This window comes from Lentilactobacillus senioris DSM 24302 = JCM 17472 (assembly GCF_001436555.1).
GTDB lineage: Bacteria > Bacillota > Bacilli > Lactobacillales > Lactobacillaceae > Lentilactobacillus > Lentilactobacillus senioris.
Genome location: NZ_AYZR01000009.1, coordinates 274,835 through 297,592 on the forward strand (window position 1 = coordinate 274,835; position 22,758 = coordinate 297,592).

Here is a 22,758-nt window from a genome sequence, read left to right on the forward strand (position 1 = left end):
GGCATTCAAAAACGACATTTTAAACTGCATCCTTAAATCTCTTACTTCGATTCAAATAGCTCACGATCACTCCTTGCACCGCAATATAAACCGGATAAACGGTCAAAATAAGCGGAACAGCGAACAACCAGATAGCAGGATTGAAGAAGGAAACTAATGAGAATAGCGAATTAAAGAAAATAATAATGGTGACAAAGGCAATTAAAACTCCCAAGTCTAATATAATTTTTAATCGGTTGAGCGGACGCGACACCATCACCAAGGACAACCAACAAATCGTTCCGGTCAACAAAACGCACAGAGTCGAAGTAAAGCGATAATCTAAATGGAAAGTAAATCCTAGTACTTCAATTATCATAATGTAGCTAACTACCAAGAGTGCTGCCGGTAACGAAATTTTGAGCACCTGCTTCAAAAATTGATTGGTAATTTTACCAAAGTTAGGTTGTAAGGCCAACACAAATGATGGAAAGCCAACCATTAAGGAGGTAATCGGCGTTAGTTGAATTGGTTCAAATGGATAACCAGTTGTCATAAAAATAAAGATAAACGATAAGGCCACGGAATACATCGTTTTAATCAAATACATCGAAGCCACTTGCTCGATGTTATTAATAACTCGCCGACCCTCATTCAATACGCCGACCATTGAATTAAAATCCGAATCAATTAGGACAAAGTCCGCAATACTCTTAGTACTTTCACTTCCAGAAGCCATTGCAATTCCGCAATCAGCTTGCCTAAGGGCCAATAAATCATTCACCCCATCACCGGTCATCGCTACGGTATGCTTGTCATCTTGCATGGCTTTAATCAAGCGTTGCTTTTGGTCCGGAGTTACTCGGCCAAAAACCGTCTCACTCAAAGCCACCTCAGCAAGCTGATCATCAGAAACTTTGCTCATATCAACGAAATTTTGGGCGTCTTCAATCCCCGCATTACGGGCAATCGTAGAAACAGTGGTCGGATCATCCCCAGAAATTACCTTAATTTTAACTCCCTGCTTCCTAAAAAAGGCAAAGGTACTAACGGCATTAGGTCGAATCACATCGGTAATTAAGACTAGACCCCATAACTCTGGAGCTACCACCTGATCACCATCGATGCCACTAGCCGTCGCCACAGCCAAAACCCGAAAGCCTTGTTTGGCATAATCATCAATAGTGGTTTGAACATCAGCATTCATATCTACATTCTTAAAAATAAATTGAGGTGCTCCTAATACCACCGTTGTCCCTTCAGGTAGCGTTACTGCACTCCATTTGCGGGCTGAAGAAAACGGATGAACCGCTGTCGGTTGCACAGATGGATCAGCAATCCCCGCTTTGATAGCTCGAGCAGTTTCATTTTCGTCACCAGTGCCATAAGCTACCTGGGCTACTAACTTAGTAACTTCCGCATCTGATTTAGAATTCAACGGTACAATCTTATCTAGTCGCAGATCCCCACTAGTAATCGTTCCCGTCTTGTCCAAACAGATTGTGTCCACCCGCGCTAAAGTTTCAATCGCTGGTAAATCCCGGACCAACACCCGTTTACGAGCCAAATTAGCAGCTGAAACTGCCAGAGTCACCGAAGTTAACAGCACTAACCCTTCCGGAATCATCCCGGTCATCGCTGCCACCGTTCCTAAAATAGCCCGATTGACGTCGTTACTACTAATCATTTTAGAAATAAATAACGCAATCCCTAACGGAATGATGACGTAGGTCAACGTTTTAATAATTTTGTTAATGGTTGCTAGCAAAATGCTATTAGTATCGCTACCACTTCGAGCCTCTTCAGACAAATGGTTAACAAAGGTATCCTTACCCACTTTAGTAGCCCTCATCTGAGCAGAACCACTTTCAACATAAGTAGCGGATATAATTGGATCACCCACTATTTTGGTAATGGTCTGGGCTTCTCCCGTGATTTGAGATTCATTAACTTCCAAATGCTGACTGGTCAAAATGACCCCGTCAACTGGCACTTGGTCCCCTCGTTCTAGCAAAATCACATCATCTAAAACTAATTCTTCTGGCATTACTGATTGAATTTTACCATCTCGAATAACTTGGACTTTACCCTCCGCCAGGATAGCCATCTTATCAATTTGGCGTTTAGACCTAATTTCTTGAATAATTCCAATTGCAGTATTAAAGAAAACAATTCCTAAGAACAGTAAGTTTTTATAGCTACCGGTATAAAGCACAAATAGCCCTAACATAACGTTAATTAAGTTAAACAACGTGACAATGTTAGTCTTAAAAATTTCTTTGATGCTGTGCGTCAACGGTGCCGGAGAAGTATTTTGATTTCCCTTGGCGATTTGTTGGGCTACTTGTTCGCTAGTCAGCCCGGTTATTTTTTCTACTTGTTCTGCCATTGTCAGCACCTCACTTTACCTAATTGTACAAAATTTGGTGCCAAAAACCTATTTATTGACCCCGATCGCAAGAAAAGCTTTAGCACTTTAATTCACGGATGTTAATTATGTTAAAATAAAGCCATTACAACTAACGGAGGTTCACCATGGAAGCGGATAATTTATTAACCTTAGCAGACGAAAATAAAATGCCCCAAGTAGGGTTTGGAACCTATTTGATCAATAAACAAGACGAAATGGATGCTGCTGTCAAAACTGCCTTTGAAGCTGGCTATCGCTTATTTGATACAGCTCAAATGTACCGAAATGAACAGGTTTTAGCAGCGGCCTTAAACCATAATGGCATTGCTCGTCAGGATGTTTTCATTACCGATAAGGTGGCTAATGAAAATCAAGGTTATGAATTAACCGTGGCCAGCGTGGACTTTTCTTTGGAACAACTAGGTACCGATTATATCGACTTAATGTTAGTCCATTGGCCCATCAACACCAAGTTTTTTGATACTTGGCGGGCATTAGAAGACGTCAAAAAAGCTGGTAAAGTCAAGTCTATTGGGGTAAGTAACTATAACCGCGCCATGTTAGAATTACTCAAAACTCAAGCTACTGAAATGCCAGTCGTTAACCAAATTGAAAACCACCCTTACCTGACTTCTCAAGGGTTAGTAGATTACGATCATGCAGAAGAAATTGTTACTCAAGCTTGGAGTCCTCTTGGTCGTGGTGCCGTGTTGGACAATCCAATGATTCAAAAAATGGCTGACCACCACGACCGAAGCGTTGCCCAAATCATTTTGCGGTGGCAAGTTCAACGTGGACTATCTATGATTCCTAAGTCTGTTAATCCAGCTAGAATTAAAGAGAATCTTCAAATCTTTGACTTTGAACTAAGTGCCGATGAAATGTCGATGTTAGATATTCTTAACCGCAACGAACGAACCGGTAACGATCCAGAAGAAGTTTACGAATTGGGACATCAATATAGATAACTAAAAAAGATCGAACTAGCTAGATTCTGCACAGATAATTACTAATTCGGTCTTTTTAATTTTTAATATTTAACTCAAAATTTATTTAATCAATTTCAATGTGGTGAGCGCCAGTAGCTTCTGGATCCTTCTTAGGTAACGTAATAGTTAAGACCCCACCATCATAGCTAGCTTTGATCATTTCAGCATTCACACTAGGTAGGTAAAATGACCGGGCGACGTTTTGGTTAGAACGTTCATGCCGGATTACCCGACCATCATCATTGTGGACTTCAGAGTCTGATTCATGTTGAGCCTTAATGGTTAAGTTGTCGTCTTGATAACTAATATTAATTCCCTTCTTCTTGAAGCCAGGAAGTTCAGCACTAACCACAAAGTTATCATCGTTTTCGACGATATCAACATCAAAACTACCATTATTAACTGAACCTAAAAATGCTTTACCAAAGTTACTAAAAAAGTCGTCTTGAGGATCAAAAATCCCAAAATTACGATTGTTATTTGCCATAGTCTAATCTCCCTTCAAAATCGTGATGCAGAGCCGTTTATAACAACTTTCCACCAGCTTTTTACCCTTCTAGAATACCACCACATTAATAAAAGATTAAGAAAAACGACTTGAACGATAATATCGCTTTTAAAAACTTGGTTGGTCAGCGTATAATAGGAAGTAGTTTGGTATTTATACCAAATAATTTAATTCTAAGGGAATTTTTTATACCAGAAATGAGGAATAAAATTGGCTGACAGTCAGATATTTATCAATTTGACTATTATCATTATCACCTTCATCGCGGCGGCTTTCTTTGTTGCCAGCGAATTTGCTTTGGTGCAGTCTCGATTAAGCGCTCTGGAAGAACGTCGAAAAGAGAAGAAGGGAAATAGCAAAAAAATTGACCGTGAAATCAAAATGGTCACGAACCTAAACGAATACCTTTCAACCACTCAAGTAGGGGTATCACTTGCCGGAATCATCTTAGGTTGGTTAGGTGAATCGTTTGTCGTTACTATTTTGGTGGATATTATGGAAATCCATAATTCACCAATCAACCCCACTACGGCTCATGCCATCGGTGCGGTAGTCGGAATTATTATTTTGACTTACCTAGAAGTGGTGCTGACAGAAATTGTTCCTAAAAATATTAGTATCGACATGCCACTTAAAGTCTTAGATATTGTTTCCACACCATTACACTACTTCCACATTTTGTTTTACCCATTTGTTTGGTTGTTGAATACCTCAGCCAGCGGGATCGTCAAAATGATGGGGATTAAGGTAGCAGATGAAAACGACGAGGCTTTTTCTCAAGCTGAAATCTTGAATCTATCTCGCAACGCCGTTAAATCTGGCGAACTAGAACAAAACGATTATTTATACATGCGTCGGGCTTTTGAACTAAACGATAAGGTCGCCAAAGACATTATGATCGACCGGACTCAATTGGTGGTTATTGACATTACCACTACGGTTAAGGAAGCCGTCCAAATTTACTTACAAGAAAAATTTAGTCGACTTCCGGTCGTTGCTGATAACGACAAAGATAAAATTTTAGGTTACGTTTACAGCTACGATCTTATTCGTCAATCTCAGGTTGATTCATCTATCCGAGTGGATCGGTTACTTAGAAATATCTCCACTACTCCTGAAATGACTCCAATTGCCGATGTATTACACCAAATGATTCAAAAGCGTACCCCTATCGTAGTGGTAGTTGATGAATACGGTGGAACTTCGGGAATTATCACTGACAAGGATATCTACGAAGAACTTTTCGGAACGGTACGAGATGAAATTGATCCAGCCTTTACGGAATACGTCTTCAAGCAACCAAATGGTACTTACCAAGTAAATGGCCGTATCACTACTCATGATTTTGAGCGTTACTTTAATCGAGACGTTCCGGAATTTGAAGATTCTGACTCAGTTACTATGGCCGGCTACTTCTTAGATAACTACCCTGACCTAAAACGGGGAGACATCATTTCTTTAGATCACTTTGAATTTAAAATTGTAGATTACGAAAATTCCTTTATCAATTGGTTTGAAGTTACCATTAACGAACCTACTAAATCTGATCCATCATCAGTTGATGAAGAATTCGATTCTGAATTTTAAATACGAATAATCAAGAGTAAATCTTATGCTGGGGCTTGCTCCAGCATTTTTTATTAATACAGAATTCATTAGGTTTTTACCTGGAGGAACCCATTTTGAAAAACATGTTCAAAAAAACCCCGCTGATAGTCCCATATACCATTGCTTTTGCTTTACTAGCTGGAACTATGTTTGTTTGTCTAGCGATGGCAGATAAATCTTTCGTTTGGTTTAAAGACGGGATGGCACAACATTTTCCAATCCTAACGCAACTTCGTTCAATGTTAGAACACTTCATTAGTAATCCCAGCAGTGGCTTTACTCATTGGGATTGGTCACTAGGCTTAGGGGCCGACCAATTAACTAATTTTTCGTACTATGTAATTGGAGATCTTTTTAACTACTTAATTATCTTCTTCCCTAAAAACAACATTGAGTTTGCTTACGGTGCTTTGATTTTATTACGTCTTTACTGTATTGGATTGGCGTTTTTGTTATACACCACTAGTTACAAATTTAGTAAACCTAGCAAATTAATTGGTACATTATCTTATACCTTTGCCGGCTTTGTTTTGTATTCTAGCTTGCACCATCCCTTCTTCTTGCTCCCCATGATTTTCTTTCCACTATTAGCCTACGGAATTGACCGGATCGTTTATAACCACTCCTTCTTGCCATTTTCATTAGCAGTATTTTTAGTGGTATTAGGTAACTTCTACTTTGCCTGGATGTTAGCCATCGCTACTGTTATTTATGCCTTAATTCGAATTGGGAGTCGCTTCAACCAATCCCAGTTTAAATTTTGGCGATCAGTTGGCCGTCTGCTTGCTGGAGGTATTTTGGGAGCTTTAATGGGCTTGATTGTCTTCTTGCCTACCGTTTTGTTCGCCCTTAAATCTACTCGTATTTCCGGGAAATTCGCTAGTGGGTTACTGTTTTATACACCTCAATACTACTTAGGAATTCCTAATAGCATCTTAAATGTCGGCTCATTAAACTTCTGGTTAATTATCGGAGTTAGTTCGATTTCTTTTCTAGGGGTTGTGTATTCCTTTAAGCATTTCCGGGAACATTTATGGCTAAATATTGGAAATCTAATTGTCTTAATCGGGATTTTAATCCCAGCTGTCGGTGCCGTCTTCAACGGTCTATCAGCCCCATCTAATCGTTGGGCATTATTAGGAGTTCTAGGATTTAGTTTTGCCGCAATGATTTTAGTCGATAATATCCACATTCTCTCAGGAAGTGATATTGCCACCTTTTTAGCAACCTCCATTTTACTAATCTTTTTAGTTTGGCTAGGTCACGGTGGTATCTTAAATCTCCAACACCAAGAATATATTGCTTATGGCCTTCTATTTTTAACTCTTATCGTGATTATGATGTCTATCATGTTTGGGTGGAGTAAAACCACTAGTGGGATTGTGTTAGGCGTACTCGTTACATTTAATCTCTTTACTAATATTTTAGGCACGTACAGCTTAAATAGTGGTGCAGCAGTCGGTTCCCAATTAAATAAAGGATTAGCTCAACAGTACAGCGATAATTACTATAATGGTGCCAATAAATACGTGGCCAAGCAAACTGGATTTTTTAGAACCGCCCTTATGAACCACTATCTACCTGGTTCTGTATCTAATTTTACAAATACAAATACCAACATAGGAATGAATAGCGGTGTTAACGATGAGTCGTCTTATCTTACCCTGCAAAACGGTTATATAGGTGATTTTTCAACCGCCATTGCTAACAGTCAGTTTTCATTTAACACTCCTTTAGCTGAAAATGATTACCGAACTGCGGCAAACAACTTACTAGGAGTTAGATATTTCTACGTTAAAGCTAACAAATTAGATGACGCTGTGCCTTATGGTTATCAGCCAGTTAAGGATGCAGACAGAAAAGTTAAAAAGTTCCAAGCCAAATCCACTCAAAATTACTCCCATTACGTTGATAATCCATACAATACCGTTTTGGTGAAATCAAATAATGCATTGCCTCTTATCTATACTCAAAAGCAAACTATTTCTGACAATGTCTTTAATAAAATGGACGGTTTGGATAGAGAACGAGCTATGACTCAAGGGGCTCAGGTTTCAGAAGCCAAGAATCAAACCACCGAATTAAATTACCAGTCACCAAGAAAGAATATTAAATACAGCGTTGAAGTACACACGGACCGGGTTATTGATTCTAAGCAACAATTAACCGCCTCTCGTTTAGGCCTCTTAGGCAAAGATGATCAGACAATTAACAAGGCCTTAAATGGTAACCACGCTCAATTAAATCTAGATAGTAATGCTAGTGCAACTGATAAACTAATTAGTCAAAACAAAATTTTACTTCAACAAAACAAGCGTCAAAATGCTAATAGCTTAAAAGAAATGGTATCCGACGCCAACGGTCACCAATTAAAGTACACGTTGAATGTCAATAATCCTAATCAAACTAAAAACGCAGAACTTTACTTAGTATTAGACGGCATTTCCATTGACGATAATACTGTTCAGGATAAAAATAATATTGATGCTAATGACCACATCCTTAACAACACTAATTATTCTCAAATGGAACAAATTACGGACCACCGAAATAATTTCTTATATCCTAATTATGCTGCTTATAATTTAACGGCCAAAACTTTTAACAACGATACTGGTTTTTCTCAATATCCATACACTAGCCTTTCAAATTACCAGCCTATCAAATCAGTTACCCTCAACTTAGGTTATTCTACCCAGGCCCGTAACAAAGTCGATCTTAATTTTACCGCCGTTAAAGGACTGAAATTTAAGAGTGCTAAGTTAGTTGCTATGCCGTTTAACAAGCAATATGATACTCAAATGCAAAACCTCAAGAAGACTGGCTTAACTAACTTAAAAGTAGACCAAAATACTGTTACTGGAACTGCTAACAATCAAAATAGTAGTATTATGGTTAGCTCAATTCCTTATTCTACTGGTTGGCAGTTAACGATTGATGGTAAAAAAGCTAGCACTTTTGTAGTTAATAAGGGCTTTGTCGGCGCTCGCATGCCAGCCGGCAACCATCAAATTAAATTAATCTACACCACCCCTGGATTACAGATCGGTAAAATTGCTACAATCGCTGCTTGGATTATCTTTGCTGGATTAGCAATTTTACGAATAATCTTGAGAACTAACAAGTCCAAAAAATCAGGCAGCTTTTAACAACCCTAGTTACAAAAAATATGCTAGCATAGATTAAAACGTCTGCCGTTAAAAGGAGGAGCCACTTTGGAACCAATTAGATTACTCTACATTTCCATAGAAGGAAATACTCGCTCATTTGCGGATAAATTACAAAATTACGCCAACGGAATGCATGATCAAAATAGCAAATACCCCCAAGTAGAGCTTAAGGAAATTTCAGATCAATCAGATTTTGAAAATGAGACTCAGCCCTATTTCATCTCAGTTCCGACATACTTAACTGGCGGAAACGGAATCGATTCTGGTGTGACCGAGTTAATGACTAATAGTTTCGGCGAATATCTCGCTTATAACGATAACGCCAAATACTGTTGGGGAGTCATTGGAAGTGGTAATCGTAACTTTAACGAACAGTACTGTCTAACGGCTCGTCGTTATGCTGAAGCTTTTGATGCTCCGTTTATCGCAGATTTCGAATTACGCGGTACCGGTCGTGATGTTGAACGAATTTATCAAATCTTAATTGCCGAAACTCAAAAACATGAGAATTAAATCAAAAACAAGCTAATATCATTTGATATTAGCTTGTTTTTTTGTTGTAAATTAACTTTTGAGTTGCTTAGTACTGCGCTTATTTTTAATCATTAGTAGCACTAGGAAAATCATGATTAATGCCGCGCTACTCGTAAAGAGTACTTGATAGGTAGAATGCTGTAGCAAAAGGCCACCGTAAACCGGACCAATTGCCCGTCCTGCTGAGACAAAGACGTTAAACATCCCTTGATACGTTCCCCGCTGTTCAGGCGTAGACAAAGTGTCAATCCAAGCTGGAATACCTGGAAACCCAATAATTTCTCCTAAGGTGGTTGTGATCATCACAATTACGAACGCTGAATACTCTTTGGCAAAACTCAGTGCCAAAAATGATAGTCCAAATAATGCCACTCCAACATAGGTTTGCGAACTCAATTTAAAATGACTACCAACCCGGTTAGCAATTGGTTGTAGTAACACAATCATAATTCCATTTAAGGTCCATAAGAGACTATACTTTTCAAACGAAATGCCTAAGCTAGTCATATGAACTGAAAGGACACTTTCCCATAAAGCGTAAGCCATGTATAACGTCAAAACTACAAAACAAATCAAAAGTACTAAGCTATTCAACTTGCCCTTTACACGACCAGCACTTTTTTTCTCACCAGCGGTTCGATCAAATTTAACGTTGAAATCCACAATGGTGATAAAAAATAAAATAAGATAAAAAATTGCAGCAACCGTAAAAACTACGGTTACCCCCTTGGCTAGTAAGAAACCGACTAGCAAAGTTCCAATCACTACCCCCAGGTTGGTCCCCATGTATAAAATGTTAAACACTGTTCTAGTTGAGCGACTCTTGATAGTGGCTGAATACGAATTTAGTAACGTCAAGCAAGCTCCGTCACCAAATCCCACGAACATTAACATAATTCCAAAAATTGGCCAATCATGGGCAAAAATTAAGGTCACAATCCCGATCGTAGACGTTAACACACTAATGATAGCAGTTTTATATGGCGACCACCGATCGAATAACAGGCCCCCTACGTAATTTCCTAGTACCATAAACATTGACATTAAAAATAGTGTAACTCCAGCTAATGTTAACGATTTATGTAGATAATTATGCATGTACACCGTTACCAGCGGCCATAAAAAGGCCGAACCGGCATTCAAAAGTAGCGAATAAATCAACACCGAGCTAAAGCGAATTTCAGTCCGTTGCTTTATCACTTTTTATCAAACCTTCTTTCTGATTATTCTCCTGTTCTTATTGTCGCATACTTTAAAGAACAAATCAGGGAGAAGACTATCTTAATCTCAAATAAAAAAGCGATAATTGACTCTTCAAAAAGAGTCGATTCTCGCTTTATTAGTTCAACTTAAATTATTTCAAGTTAAAGTAGTAAGTTGCAGCTGGACGACCAGCAATGCTTTGCTTAGCAACTTTTTCTTTGCTGTTAACTAAGTAAAAACGCTTGTTGCTGCTGAAGTGAATGTAGAACTTCTTAGTGGTCTTGCTACCTTTTGGTTGGTAGTTGATTTGCCAGAACTTAGGTGAATTAGCCTTCACATTGTAAGATGCATAACTAACAACAGTCTTAACTTTCTTACCATTCTTATAAAGGTAAGAGTTAAAACCTTTGCTTTGGCTAAATGAATATACCAAGTTGTAGCCGTTATGGCTATTTGATTTCCAAGTTCCGGTAGGTGTAGAAATGTTTACGTTAGAAGACTTGCTGCTTGATGAGTTAGTCTTAGAAGTACTTGATGAGTTCGCAGATTTAGCTTGAACCGTAATAATACGGAAGAAGTAAGAAGTTGAGGAACGACGAGCGTAAACGTAAAGTTTTTGGTTAGTCTTAACAGCTGATTTTAATTTAACTGTGTATTTTCCGGTAGTCTTAGAAGCAGTCGACTTAGCAAGAGTCTTGCCAGCTGAGCCTCTACCAGTCCGGACGACAATTCCGACACCCTTAGTTGCCTTTCCAGTAATAGTTTTTGAGTTATTCACCACTGGATTAACACTGAGTGAAGGTGATGCAGTTTTTGCGCTAGCAGAAGTGGATCCCACAAAAAGTGCAACAGCCAAAGCGGCAATAAATGATGCAAGTTTGAATTTCTTCATTTTAAATGACTCCTTCGTCAAATTTTTTTCAAACTCAATTATAGCCACCTAGTCCGTATATTTCATTATATTTCGGTCAGTCAGCTCTTCTTTATAGATTTCTTAACAATCCGTTCGACCATTAAGAATTCAAGTTCACCCTTTTGTTGAACCGCTTTCTGTTATATAATATTTCATGAATGGTATAGACACATATATGCCGCTCTACTTAGTTAATAATGATGAGATAGGAGTGAACGATTTGCCAAAAGAAAGACGCGCATTAATCATGTTATTTGGAGGGACTGGGGACCTTGCTACCCGTAAGTTATATCCTGCCCTCTTTAACCTTTACAAGAAGGGAAACCTACGAGACCATTTTGCCGTCATCGGTACTGCTCGTAACAAAATTAACGACGCTGAATTCCAAGAACTTGTAGCCAAATCAGTTGCTAAGGAAAGTGATGACAAAAAGCTAATTGCTAATTTTGCTAGTCATTTTTACTACGAGGCTCACGACGTTACGGATGTTAAACACTACTCCGTTCTTCGCGAAAAAGCTGATGAATTAGACAAGAAGTATGACTTACAGGGTAACCGAGTATTTTACATTTCTATGGCCCCTAACTTCTTTGGTACCGTGGCTAAGAACCTTAAAACTCAAAACTTGCTAACTGAAAACGGTGAATTTAACCGTTTAGTAATCGAAAAACCATTTGGTCGTGATTACGAATCGGCTAAGCAATTAAACGATGAATTAAGTGCTTCATTCGATGAAAACCAAATTTTCCGAATTGATCACTATCTTGGAAAAGAAATGATTCAAAATATCGAAGCTATTCGCTTCGGTAATACCATTTTCGAAGCTCTTTGGAATAACCGTTATATTGATAACATCCAAATCACTTTGGCTGAAGACTTAGGGGTTGAAGAACGAGCTGGTTACTACGATAACTCTGGTGCTCTTCGTGACATGGTTCAAAACCATATTATGCAAATTGTTAGTTTGCTAGCAATGGAACAACCAGTTGCCTTCAAAGATGTCGATATTCGTTCTGAAAAGGTAAAAGCTCTTCGAAGCCTTCGAGTTTACGATGTAGTAGAAGCTTCTGCTAACTTCGTTCGGGGTCAATACGGTTCTGACAATAGCAACAAGAGTTATCGTGAAGAAGATGGCGTTCCTGCTGATTCTAACACCGAAACTTTTGTAGCTGGTAAGTTACTATTTGATAATTATCGTTGGTCAGGAACTCCATTTTACATTCGGACTGGTAAGAAATTAGCTGGTAAGTTCACCCGAGTGGACGTAGTCTTTAAGAAACCATTAGTTGATATTTTTGCCTTTCCACAAAGTGGTAGCACCCCACTTAACGATAACGTTTTGACTATCTTTGTTGAACCTAACCAAGGATTCTCATTACGGGTTAACGCTAAAAATAACGAACAAGGTTTCCATACCGAACCAGTGGACCTGGAATACATGGAAGACCAAAAGAACACTCCTCAACCTTATGAACGTTTAATTCACGACGTCTTAAAGGGTGATGGAACTAACTTCTCTAGTTGGCCAGAAGTGGCTTCTGCTTGGAAGTTTGTTGATCAAATTCGCCGAGTATGGGATATTCAACAACCTAACTTCCCTAACTACATCCCTGGTTCCATGGGCCCTGTTGCTGCAGATGAATTATTGGCTCGTGACCATCGTCAATGGGTTTACAAAATTAACCGTTAATTAAATCAAAAAAGTCCTTTAGTTATAGTCACTAAGGGGCTTTTTTTATTTGTCTTCTTTACTTTCTTAAAGTTAGTTGTAAAATTAATACCAAATCACTTACAGAAATTTTTTCTGAAAATAAGTTTTTGTTTCACAATTAAATTGTGAAGTGTTACACTACTGATGTAACAAATTTTATAATTAAAAAGGATGGGATCTAATGGCTGATCAAAAAGCAAATATCGGCGTTGTTGGAATGGCCGTCATGGGTAAGAACCTTGCCCTCAACATTGAAAGTCGCGGCTACACTGTTGGTATTTACAACCGTAGTGCATCAAAAACTGAAGACGTAATGAAGGATCACAGTGAAAAGAAACTAGTACCTAGTTACTCAGTTGAAGACTTTGTGAACTCACTTGAAACTCCTCGTCGGATCATCATGATGGTTAAAGCTGGTAAACCAACTGACGCTGTCATCGATGAATTACTTCCCCTTCTTGATAAAGGTGACGTTTTAATTGATGGTGGGAACACTAACTTCCACGACACAATGGAACGTAATGCTCGTCTAGATAAATCTGGAATTAACTTTATCGGTATGGGTGTTTCCGGTGGTGAACTTGGTGCCTTACAAGGTCCTTCCCTTATGCCTGGTGGTCAAAAGGAAGCTTATGATTTAGTTGCTCCTATCTTAAACCAAATTGCCGCTAAAGCTCCAGAAGACGGCGAAGCTTGTGTTGCTTACATCGGTCCTAACGGTGCTGGCCACTATGTTAAGATGGTCCACAACGGTATCGAATATGGTGATGAAGAATTAATCGACGAAAGCTACAACATTTTACGTAACGTTGCTGGCTTATCCGTTCCAGAAATGGCTGATATTTTTGCCGACTGGAATGAAGGTGAATTGAACAGTTACTTAATCGAAATCACCGCTGATATTTTAACTCGCAAAGACAACTTAGGTACTGATAACCCAATCGTTGACATGATCTTAGATCGTGGTGCTAACAAGGGTACTGGTAAGTGGAGTTCCCAAGATGCTCTTGAAATTGGCGTTGACCAATCAGTAATTACCGAATCAGTTTACGCTCGATTCATTTCAATGATCAAAGAAGAACGGGTTAAGGCTTCTAAAGTCCTTCCCGCTCCTTCTGGAGAAGTTGAATTCAACCCAGATGAAATCGTTGAAAAAGTTCGTGAAGCTCTCTACTTCGGTAAAGTAATGAGTTACGCTCAAGGCTTTGCTCAATTAAAAGCTGCTTCTGAAGAATATGATTGGAACTTGAAGATGGGCGAACTTGCTAAGATTTGGCGTGCCGGTTGTATCATTCGGGCTCAATTCCTTCAAAACATTACTAATGCTTACGAAAAGAACCCAGAACTTGATAACTTATTATTAGATCCATACTTCACTGATATTGCTGCTAAATATCAAGACGCTGCTCGTGACGTAGTTATCTTAGCTACCAAAGCTGGTGTACCAGTACCATCACTTTCAGCTGCCGTTGCTTACTACGATTCATACCGAGCAGAAGTATTGCCACAAAACTTACTTCAAGCTCAACGGGATTACTTCGGTGCTCACACTTATGAACGTGTTGACCGCCCAGGTAACTTCCATTACCCATGGTACGAAGAACAATAATAGCTCAAAATAAAAAAGGACTGAAAATTCAGTCCTTTTTGTTTTGCTATTCATAATTAGTGCCAGTTAACTGCCGCCAAGTTTGGCGTCTTAGTTCCCCTGGTAATTTACCTTGATCAGCAGCTACTTCCATCAAGTGAGTAGCCACCTTTTGAAATTCGAATCGGGGAACTCGAATTGAAAGAACTGCCTGAGTATTCAGCAATTCCGCTACTCTGGGTGAAGCCGTTTCGATTTGCGGTTCAGTTAATTGAATTTTCTTTGCCATTTCGCTGCCCTCCGATCATTAGGATTACTTAAATGATAGCAAGGCCGAAAAACAATTTCGAATTTAACGCCTAATTATTGTCCCTGTTCTAAACTCATTGCATGTTCGTGGTACCATTCATCCCAGGTTCCAACAGCAAGTTGACCTTCAGCGGTGTAATCCGGATTAATTTTAGTTAAAATCTGGGTAAAAGCCGGCTGATATTCTTTTAGTAGCAACTTACGTAATTCTTCTGGTTGGTATGCAGAATTTTCCGCAATAAATTCATTAATATCACTCATCCAGTAATCAACTGAGTATTGAGCAAATATTTCTAGCGTATTATTTTGGTAGTGTTTGAGGTAGGCCACGATAAATTCTTTTACCGCGCTAATAGTTGCCGCTTCATCTAATTGTTGAAATGCATTTTTCTCTGCCATAATGAACCTCCTAAAAATTATCTAATTCCATTATTACACTTTTTAGCAATTTGAAGCAGTTTATTTACTAAAAGATAACTTGATTCTTGAAAGTTGCTTTTTATTTATAAGCCTGTTAAACTAATAGTAGAAATGAATAGAGATTAGCTGTTAGGTGAGGCTCCTATACGGAAAATGCTACTGCTCAGAAACGTCGAAAAACGCCAATGAGTCAGCTGTTCTTGTCAAATTAAGGCTTGAACTAACGTAGCTGTTATTTTATAACTACGCTGTATAGTGCTAAAACTCAACGATTGGCTGTAATTTTTGGTGTGCAGTCAATCAAACGGCTGGACACTTTTTCATTTCATAAAAAAATTTTCGGAGGTGAATGTTGATGACAGCTGAAGTCTATGACCCTGGATCGTCGTCTAAACATCAGTCTAGCATGGGAAAATCAGTTGGCATTAACGTCGCTGATTTATAATCATTAGAGAAGTTTCCCAATTGATTTTCCCATCAACATCAAATTGTATTTTTCAATTCTGTTTTAGCTAAGCTTCTTTTAAGCGCCTTTTATTAGTCGCTGCACACTAAAGAACAATAAGTTTAATGTTTACTAAAGCAAAGGGAAAGTCGTTTGGGATAACTTCTCGGTGGTTTCAGGTCCTATAGGGCTGGCGCCTTGGGATCTGATCGAAAACTTCGATACGCTTCACTGGTCAGGGAACTGATTGGGGAGATTTTATTTCAACGCAATTTAATCGATAGCCGGGTAATCACGAGGAACATACCTCTGAGAAGTAACGGAAGTGCTTCTTACACACTGACTGCCCATTATCGCTAATAAAAAATTATAAAAGACCTGACGTTTAAGCGTCAGGTCTTTTTTTGTGGGGTCAATTTAAATGTGATTGGTGCTTATCATAAAACGGCTTCACCCCACTACTTTTTCCGTCCAACATAAAAATGCCAAATAGCGATTTAAAAAGCAAATCGAACTATTCAGCATTTTTTCATTGGTAATCAAAAGTACCCGTGAGGTTCAACACTCTATCTAAAACGGCTTTCACCTTCAATCAGCCCCCTAGCTATAAAAAACGAGAAGTGATAGAAAATCCGTATCGAACTATCCCGTTTTCTTAGGTTAATTGTCGCTAATTCCCGAAGGCCTCAGCACTCTAATCAAAATCGGCTTTCACCTAACTTATTTCCTCCGCCTAAATAAATAACAGCAAATAGCGTCCATTTAGGCAGAGCTATTGGCTGTTATTTTCTTAGTGCTCAGAAATAAACCACGTTAGGCTTAGCACTTTATCCTAGATTTTCTCTTCTAAAGTTTACCAACTCATGGGTAATTTCTTTGGTTTGGTTGTAAACCTTAGCGTAGGTTTGGTGCAATTGTTTGTATTTTTCAACGTTTTCTGGATTTGGTACAAAAACGTTAGTATATTCCACAAATTTTTCAGTACATTCATGAATATTCTTGAACCAACCCATTCCAACAGCAGCCAACATTGCAGCTCCCATTCCAGGACCTTGTTCGTTCTTCAATGACACTACCTTAGTATTGAAAATATCAGCCTGAATTTGTTGCCACATTGCACTCTTGGCCCCGCCGCCAATCGCAACTACGGTATCAAATTTAGCGCCCTTTTCACGGTAAATTTCCATAATATCTTCAAATGAGAAGGTAATCCCTTCTAAGACGGCCCGGACAAAGTCACTCTTCTTGTGAATACCATCAATACCAATGAAGCTACCACGTACATCTGCATCCGCATATGGTGCCCGTTCTCCTACAATATAAGGAGCAAATAGTAACCCATTAGCTCCGACCGTAGAATCAGCCGCACTATTAACAAAGTCGTTAAAGTCTTCATCAGCCCCGAAGGTTTTCTTAAACCAGCTTAATGAGAAACCAGCTGCTAAAGTAACCCCCATTGAATAGTAAGAGTTAGGAACGGCATGGTCTTCAAACTGAAGAACCCCATTATAGTTAGTTCGAGCATCGTCTTCAAACTTCAAGATAACACCAGAAGTACCAATACTAGATAAGACCTTATTAGGAGTATCAATACCAGCCCCTACTGCACCACAGGCGTTATCGGCCCCGCCGCCGAACGTCTTAGTAGCTGTAGAAAGCCCAGAAAACTCTGCGTATTGGGGAGTAATGTTACCAGTATCTTCGATAGATTCCACTAATGGTGGGCACATTTCGGCTGGAATTTGGAAGACGTCTAAGATTTCCTGACTCCAATCAGCCTTTTCAATATCTAGCATCACGGTCCCAGTCGCGTCAGAATAATCCATCGCTAATTTACCGGTCATCCGGTAACGCAAGTAGTCCTTTGGTAATAGCATGGTTTTAGCCTTGGCAAAAATTTCCGGTTCGTTTTCCTTCACCCAAAGTAACTTAGGCAAAGTGAACCCTTCTAATGGTCGGTTATGGGTAATATCAATGAATTTTTGACCCATAGCCGCCATAATTTCTTCACACTGCTTAGTAGAACGAGTATCATTCCAAAGCATTGCTGGACGAAGTACCTTGCCATTTTCATCTAGTAAAACTAAACCGTGCATTTGGCCTGAGTAACTAATTCCTTCGATTTCGTCGACACCAATGTGGTCGTTTAAGATTAATCGAACAATCGAAACCGTCGTTGCGTAAACCCAATCTTCGGGATTTTGTTCAGCGTAACCTGGTTTGGGTTGTTGTAAATCATAGTCAACGCTTTCCTGTGCTACGATCTTTCCTTCTGGAGTGACCGCAGAAACTTTAACGGCACTGGTACCTAAATCAACGCCAAGAACATATTGAGCCATAATTTCTTCCTCCTGACAGAAAAGGGATTGGCTCATAGCGAACCAATCACCTTTTTTGTTTGATTAACTATCTTAGTTGTTACCCAAAGTGTTAACGATGTAGTGGTTAATCGTATCTTTGATTTGTTCCAAGTGGTCTGAGTGAGTAGCAGCAATCAAGTCTGATTGTGGAATGTCAATTGCGTATTCTTCAAGTGACTTGAAGTCAGCCTTGCCGTTTTCGATATCAGCACCGATGCCTGAGTCAAATGATGAGTAACGCTTGGAAACGATATCTTCAAGGTAACCATCGCTCTTAAGCTTGTCAGCTACCCGCAATCCGGCTGCAAAGCTATCCATCCCGATGATGTGGCCATAGAAGAGGTCTTCTGGTTCGAATGATGAACGACGTGGCTTAGAATCAAAGTTCAAACCACCTTTAGGTCCGATACTACCTGCTTCAAGTACTTCATACATAACAGCAGTAGTTTCGTATAAGTTTGAAGGATATTCATCAATATCCCAACCAATTAATTTGTCACCTTCATTGGCGTCCAATGAACCTAACATGTTAGCTTCACGAGCAGTCCGAACTTCGTGTTGGTAAGTGTGGCCAGCTAAGTTAGCGTGGTTACCTTCCAAGTTCAACTTGAAGTCTTTGTCCAAGTCGTAATCTTTCAAGAAGTTCATAGTAGTAGCAGCATCAAAGTCATATTGGTGAGTCATTGGTTCTTTTGGCTTTGGTTCAAGTAACATTTGGCCATCGTAACCAATTTCGTTAGCGTAATCTTTAGCCATGTGGAAGAACTTAGCTAAGTGTTCTTGTTCACGCTTCATGTCAGTGTTCCAAAGTGATTCGTAACCTTCACGACCACCCCAGAAGACGTAGTTTTGTGAACCAACTTGCTTAGCAATATCCAAACTGTTCTTAAGTTGAGCAGCTGAGTAGGCAAAGATGTCAGCATATGGAGAACTGGCACCACCAGCAACGAAACGTGGGTTAGTAAACAAACTTGAAGTGTTCCAAAGAACTTGCATGCCTGTTTCTTTTTGGTTAGCAACGATCTTATCAACCACTTTTTGCAAGTTAGCATTAGTTTCACGAAGAGTGTTACCTTCTGGAGCTAAGTCACGATCGTGGAATGCAAAGAATTGAACGCCTAATTTTTGGTAGAATTCAAAAGCGTAGTCTACTTTAGCCATTGCTAAGTCCATTGGGTCAGTGTACTTGTCGTATGGACGTTGAGCAGTACCGTCACCGAATGGATCAACCAAGCGTTGGTCAAATGTGTGCCAGTAGGCAACTGAGAAACGCAACCAGTCTTTCATCTTCTTACCAGCAATGACTTCTTCTGGGTTGTAGTAGTGGAATCCTAAACCAGAATTAAGGTCTGAATTACCAACGTATTCAATCTTGTTAATACCTTTCCATAAATCACTCATGTTTGAATGCCTCCGAATATGTGTTTTGACTTTTTAGTTTGTTTACACAACCAACTTACAAAACTCAGTATAATTGCTCATCAGAAAAAATGCAAGCACTTTCAAGTAGTTTTTTTCAATTTTTTTGTCTTCATTATAAGTAATTAGTTTAAATTCATTTGGATATTATTAGAAATAACACTTTTTTTGAAAGCGGTTGCCATTTTTTAGTTTGTGGGATATACTAATAATTGTTTAATAAGTTTATACAACCAACCAACTGACTTTATTTTGAACTTAGTAATTTTTTGAGGTGAAATTAATGCAAAATATTGATAATAGTGGGACTAAGACCCACCATGTTTCAGCCGCTTTTGTTTATTTCTTCGGCGCATTAGGCGGATTACTCTTCGGTTACGATACCGGGGTTATCTCAGGAGCCATCTTATTCATCGAAAAACAACTTAAATTAAACGCTTGGCAACAAGGTTGGGTTGTTTCTGCCGTACTATTAGGGGCCATCTTAGGGGCTGCTGTTATTGGACCAATGTCTGATAAGTACGGTCGTCGTAAATTAGTTCTTTTATCTTCAATTATTTTCTTCGTTGGGGCTTTAGGTTCTGCTTTCTCCCCTGAATTTTGGACTTTAATTATTTCTCGAATCATCTTAGGGATGGCCGTTGGGGCTGCTTCTGCTTTGATTCCTACTTACTTAGCTGAACTATCACCAGCTGACAAACGGGGTTCCATGTCTAGTTTGTTCCAATTGATGGTTATGACTGGGATCTTAATCGCCTACATCACTAACTACACCTTCTCAGGCATGTACACTGGTTGGCGTTGGATGCTTGGTTTTGCTGCTATTCCAGCTGCCTTGCTTTTCTTTGGAGCTTTGATCTTGCCAGAAAGTCCTCGTTTCTTAGTTAAACAAGGTAAAAATGAAGAAGCTAAGCACGTTTTAGCTACTATGAATAACAACAACATGACCGTTGTTAATGAAGAATTAACTGATATTAAGGCTCAAGCTCAAATCAAGAGTGGTGGCTGGAAAGAATTATTCAGTAAATTCGTTCACCCTGCCCTAGTAATTGGGGTTGGCCTTGCTATCTTCCAACAAGTAATGGGATGTAATACCGTGCTTTACTATGCTCCAACCATCTTCACCGACGTTGGCTTTGGTGTTTCCGCTGCTTTAATTGCTCACATCGGAATTGGGATCTTTAACGTATTAGTTACCGCCGTAGCCGTAATGATCATGGATAAGATTGATCGTAAAAAGATGCTAATCGGTGGTGCCGTCGGAATGGGAATTTCTCTTTTAATCATGAGTATTTCAATGCACTTCTCAGGTGGTAGTACTTTAGCTGCTTGGATCTGTGTTTTAGCACTTACCGTTTACATCGCTTTCTTCTCAGCAACCTGGGGACCAGTTATGTGGGTTATGATTGGTGAAGTTTTCCCACTTAACATTCGTGGTTTAGGTAACTCCTTTGCCAGTGTTATTAACTGGTCTGCCAACATGGTTGTTTCCTTAACTTTCCCTCCATTGTTGAACTTCTTTGGTACTGGTAGCCTCTTTATTGGTTACGCTGTTCTTTGTTTCGCTTCTATCTGGTTTGTTCACTCAAAAGTTTTCGAAACCCGGAACAAATCTTTGGAAGAAATCGAAGAAAAACTACGCCAAGAATCAGCAAACTAATATTTCCATCCTCTCTTCACAAAAAACGATCAACTTTTCAGTTGATCGTTTTTTTATGTTCTTATTTAATTAATGGAAAAGTGAAGGTCGTAATTCATCATATCAAGCACTCTGTGAGTGATTAAAGAGCATGAACCCAATAATGTAGCCTTATCTGCATCATCGATCAAATAGACGTTAGGAATGCTGCTATCGATCATTCTCATTTGCTCATCGATAGCATTTAACATTTCTGGCATTTCTTCAATTAGCGGCGAGCTAATGAAGAAAGAATGGGTGTCAAAAGTTTTAGCAATGTTATACATCAAAAAGGCAATAGTTTCTACGAATAGATCTAATCGTTTAATAACAATCGGGTTGCTCTTCCGGTATAGATCCACCACGTCATTTCTAAACAGTGGCTCTCCATATTCGTCACTAATTGCCGTGATAATTGCATCTTCCGAACAAATTGATTCTACCGTCTGATATTTGCCGTTGTGCATGGTTAACGTGCGACCCACTTCCCCGGCCTCGCCGGTGGCGCCCCGATAGATCGTATGGTTTAAAATAATCCCAGCCCCGATCCCTTTATGGATACTGATGGTAATGGAATTTTCGGTCGATTGTTCATCGTTAAAGTCTCGTTCGTATAACGCAGCCATGTTAGCTTCATTATCAATAGTAATTTTAACGTGGGGATACATTTTCCAGAGCTCTTGTTTTAAGTCTATTCCACCTAAATTTAGGAATGGTGAGTATAAGATTTGACCGTCTTTTACGATCCCGTGGTAAGAAATAGATATTCCCATCAATCCAACTTCGCTCTTAATTTTTGGCAAAGTAGATTCGATTAAATCATGGATAATGTCCAAAATTTCATGAATATCCCGTTGATAAATTCTAATTTCACCACTTTTAACAATCTCACCATTTAAGTAGTTAAACATGTAATGTAAGTTGCGGTAGGCAATATCTAAGCTAACCGTTACCCCATACGTTGCATTAATGGTTACCATAGTCGGTTTACGGCCTCCGTTATTAGAAGCTTCCCCATCTCCAACTTCCTTAATCAGTCCCGTTAACATAAGATCATTATAGATAGAAGAAACAGTTGATTTGTTAAGAGAAAGATCTCGAGCAATTTGAGCTCTTGAGGTAACACCAGAATTAAAAATATTTTGAAGAATTAATTTACCATTAGTTTGTCGTACTAATTGTTTGCTGGTTAGTCCATCATCCATAGGATTATCCTTTCAAATGTAATAGATTAATTTATTTTTAAAACGCTTCAACTATATATAATATAACATTTTTTGCGGTTTTTGGGGAGGTTAATTAGTTTAACCAACCAACTTAGTTTGTCTACTATTGGGGATCACTAAAGCATTAATATAATAAAATTTTTTATTTACTATAATTAATAAAATTATTTTAGCAATTATCCTACTAACCAATGTAATAAATATTATTGCTATACTTTCCAATTTTATATACAAAAAAGGACCTCTATTTCTAGAGATCCTTTTAACAATTAGCGTGGCAACGTCCTA

The 22,758-nt window shown here is 38.9% G+C and carries 16 protein-coding genes and 1 riboswitch; of the genes, 7 read left to right on the forward strand and 9 right to left on the reverse strand.

Annotated elements, in window-relative coordinates:
* Positions 1 to 19: 19 nt before the first annotated feature.
* The gene (locus FC56_RS07885; RefSeq protein WP_056978848.1) at positions 20 to 2,368 is read right to left on the reverse strand and encodes an HAD-IC family P-type ATPase; all 2,349 of its coding nucleotides are present in this window, start codon (positions 2,366 to 2,368) and stop codon (positions 20 to 22) included.
* Between the two features lie 146 nt (positions 2,369 to 2,514).
* Between FC56_RS07885 and FC56_RS07890 the strand changes: the two genes are divergently transcribed.
* Positions 2,515 to 3,357, forward strand: a complete 843-nt coding sequence (locus FC56_RS07890) for an aldo/keto reductase (RefSeq protein ID WP_056978850.1) — start codon at positions 2,515 to 2,517, stop codon at positions 3,355 to 3,357.
* A gap of 85 nt (positions 3,358 to 3,442) precedes the next feature.
* Here the strand turns inward: FC56_RS07890 and FC56_RS07895 are convergent, their stop codons facing one another.
* Positions 3,443 to 3,865, reverse strand: a complete 423-nt coding sequence (locus FC56_RS07895; RefSeq protein WP_056978851.1) for an Hsp20/alpha crystallin family protein — start codon at positions 3,863 to 3,865, stop codon at positions 3,443 to 3,445.
* A gap of 231 nt (positions 3,866 to 4,096) precedes the next feature.
* Between FC56_RS07895 and FC56_RS07900 the strand changes: the two genes are divergently transcribed.
* From FC56_RS07900 to nrdI, 3 genes are all read left to right on the forward strand, one after another.
* Entirely contained in the window at positions 4,097 to 5,473 is a 1,377-nt protein-coding gene (locus FC56_RS07900; protein ID WP_082620612.1) for a hemolysin family protein, read from the forward strand.
* Positions 5,474 to 5,577: 104 nt separating this feature from the next.
* On the forward strand, positions 5,578 to 8,643 hold the full coding sequence (locus FC56_RS07905; RefSeq protein ID WP_056978891.1) for a YfhO family protein: 3,066 nt from the start codon (positions 5,578 to 5,580) through the stop codon (positions 8,641 to 8,643).
* A 66-nt stretch (positions 8,644 to 8,709) separates the two neighbouring features.
* Positions 8,710 to 9,177, forward strand: coding sequence for a class Ib ribonucleoside-diphosphate reductase assembly flavoprotein NrdI (nrdI, locus tag FC56_RS07910; protein ID WP_056978855.1), 468 nt, complete (start codon positions 8,710 to 8,712; stop codon positions 9,175 to 9,177).
* 51 nt (positions 9,178 to 9,228) lie between these two features.
* Here the strand turns inward: nrdI and FC56_RS07915 are convergent, their stop codons facing one another.
* Complete coding sequence (locus tag FC56_RS07915) at positions 9,229 to 10,398, reverse strand: MDR family MFS transporter (RefSeq protein ID WP_056978857.1); 1,170 nt, start codon at positions 10,396 to 10,398, stop codon at positions 9,229 to 9,231.
* A 154-nt stretch (positions 10,399 to 10,552) separates the two neighbouring features.
* Positions 10,553 to 11,293, reverse strand: a complete 741-nt coding sequence (locus FC56_RS07920; RefSeq protein ID WP_054671233.1) for an Ig-like domain-containing protein — start codon at positions 11,291 to 11,293, stop codon at positions 10,553 to 10,555.
* 241 nt (positions 11,294 to 11,534) lie between these two features.
* On the opposite strand from FC56_RS07920, the gene zwf reads away from it, so the two are divergent.
* Both zwf and gndA read left to right on the forward strand, forming a co-directional pair.
* Entirely contained in the window at positions 11,535 to 13,004 is a 1,470-nt protein-coding gene (gene zwf / locus FC56_RS07925) for a glucose-6-phosphate dehydrogenase (RefSeq protein WP_147649728.1), read from the forward strand.
* A gap of 202 nt (positions 13,005 to 13,206) precedes the next feature.
* Positions 13,207 to 14,634, forward strand: coding sequence for an NADP-dependent phosphogluconate dehydrogenase (gndA, locus tag FC56_RS07930; RefSeq protein WP_054671230.1), 1,428 nt, complete (start codon positions 13,207 to 13,209; stop codon positions 14,632 to 14,634).
* Between the two features lie 46 nt (positions 14,635 to 14,680).
* Here gndA and FC56_RS07935 read toward each other — a convergent pair whose 3' ends face one another.
* The 4 genes from FC56_RS07935 to xylA form a co-directional block, all read right to left on the reverse strand.
* Entirely contained in the window at positions 14,681 to 14,902 is a 222-nt protein-coding gene (locus FC56_RS07935) for a hypothetical protein (RefSeq protein WP_056978861.1), read from the reverse strand.
* Between the two features lie 74 nt (positions 14,903 to 14,976).
* Positions 14,977 to 15,321, reverse strand: coding sequence for a hypothetical protein (locus FC56_RS07940; RefSeq protein ID WP_054671216.1), 345 nt, complete (start codon positions 15,319 to 15,321; stop codon positions 14,977 to 14,979).
* A gap of 139 nt (positions 15,322 to 15,460) precedes the next feature.
* A riboswitch (M-box (ykoK) riboswitch) is annotated at positions 15,461 to 15,626 on the forward strand.
* Positions 15,627 to 16,614: 988 nt separating this feature from the next.
* Entirely contained in the window at positions 16,615 to 18,126 is a 1,512-nt protein-coding gene (gene xylB / locus FC56_RS07945) for a xylulokinase (RefSeq protein WP_056978863.1), read from the reverse strand.
* Positions 18,127 to 18,198: 72 nt separating this feature from the next.
* The gene (gene xylA, locus FC56_RS07950; RefSeq protein ID WP_056978865.1) at positions 18,199 to 19,548 is read right to left on the reverse strand and encodes a xylose isomerase; all 1,350 of its coding nucleotides are present in this window, start codon (positions 19,546 to 19,548) and stop codon (positions 18,199 to 18,201) included.
* A gap of 301 nt (positions 19,549 to 19,849) precedes the next feature.
* On the opposite strand from xylA, the gene FC56_RS07955 reads away from it, so the two are divergent.
* Positions 19,850 to 21,226, forward strand: a complete 1,377-nt coding sequence (locus FC56_RS07955; protein ID WP_056978867.1) for a sugar porter family MFS transporter — start codon at positions 19,850 to 19,852, stop codon at positions 21,224 to 21,226.
* Between the two features lie 65 nt (positions 21,227 to 21,291).
* On the opposite strand, the gene FC56_RS07960 is transcribed toward FC56_RS07955, so the two are convergent.
* The gene (locus FC56_RS07960) at positions 21,292 to 22,449 is read right to left on the reverse strand and encodes an ROK family protein (RefSeq protein WP_056978869.1); all 1,158 of its coding nucleotides are present in this window, start codon (positions 22,447 to 22,449) and stop codon (positions 21,292 to 21,294) included.
* Between the last annotated feature and the right edge of the window lie 309 nt (positions 22,450 to 22,758).

Excerpts from the sequence above, each read along its gene's own strand:
- FC56_RS07885 (WP_056978848.1), bottom strand. The coding sequence starts at position 2,368 with ATGGCAGAACAAGTAGAAAAAATAACCGGGCTGACTAGCGAACAAGTA.
- FC56_RS07890 (WP_056978850.1), top strand. The coding sequence starts at position 2,515 with ATGGAAGCGGATAATTTATTAACCTTAGCAGACGAAAATAAAATGCCC.
- FC56_RS07895 (WP_056978851.1), bottom strand. The coding sequence starts at position 3,865 with ATGGCAAATAACAATCGTAATTTTGGGATTTTTGATCCTCAAGACGAC.
- FC56_RS07905 (WP_056978891.1), top strand. The coding sequence starts at position 5,578 with ATGTTCAAAAAAACCCCGCTGATAGTCCCATATACCATTGCTTTTGCT.
- FC56_RS07920 (WP_054671233.1), bottom strand. The coding sequence starts at position 11,293 with ATGAAGAAATTCAAACTTGCATCATTTATTGCCGCTTTGGCTGTTGCA.
- gndA (WP_054671230.1), top strand. The coding sequence starts at position 13,207 with ATGGCTGATCAAAAAGCAAATATCGGCGTTGTTGGAATGGCCGTCATG.
- FC56_RS07935 (WP_056978861.1), bottom strand. The coding sequence starts at position 14,902 with ATGGCAAAGAAAATTCAATTAACTGAACCGCAAATCGAAACGGCTTCA.
- FC56_RS07940 (WP_054671216.1), bottom strand. The coding sequence starts at position 15,321 with ATGGCAGAGAAAAATGCATTTCAACAATTAGATGAAGCGGCAACTATT.
- xylB (WP_056978863.1), bottom strand. The coding sequence starts at position 18,126 with ATGGCTCAATATGTTCTTGGCGTTGATTTAGGTACCAGTGCCGTTAAA.
- xylA (WP_056978865.1), bottom strand. The coding sequence starts at position 19,548 with ATGAGTGATTTATGGAAAGGTATTAACAAGATTGAATACGTTGGTAAT.
- FC56_RS07955 (WP_056978867.1), top strand. The coding sequence starts at position 19,850 with ATGCAAAATATTGATAATAGTGGGACTAAGACCCACCATGTTTCAGCC.
- FC56_RS07960 (WP_056978869.1), bottom strand. The coding sequence starts at position 22,449 with ATGGATGATGGACTAACCAGCAAACAATTAGTACGACAAACTAATGGT.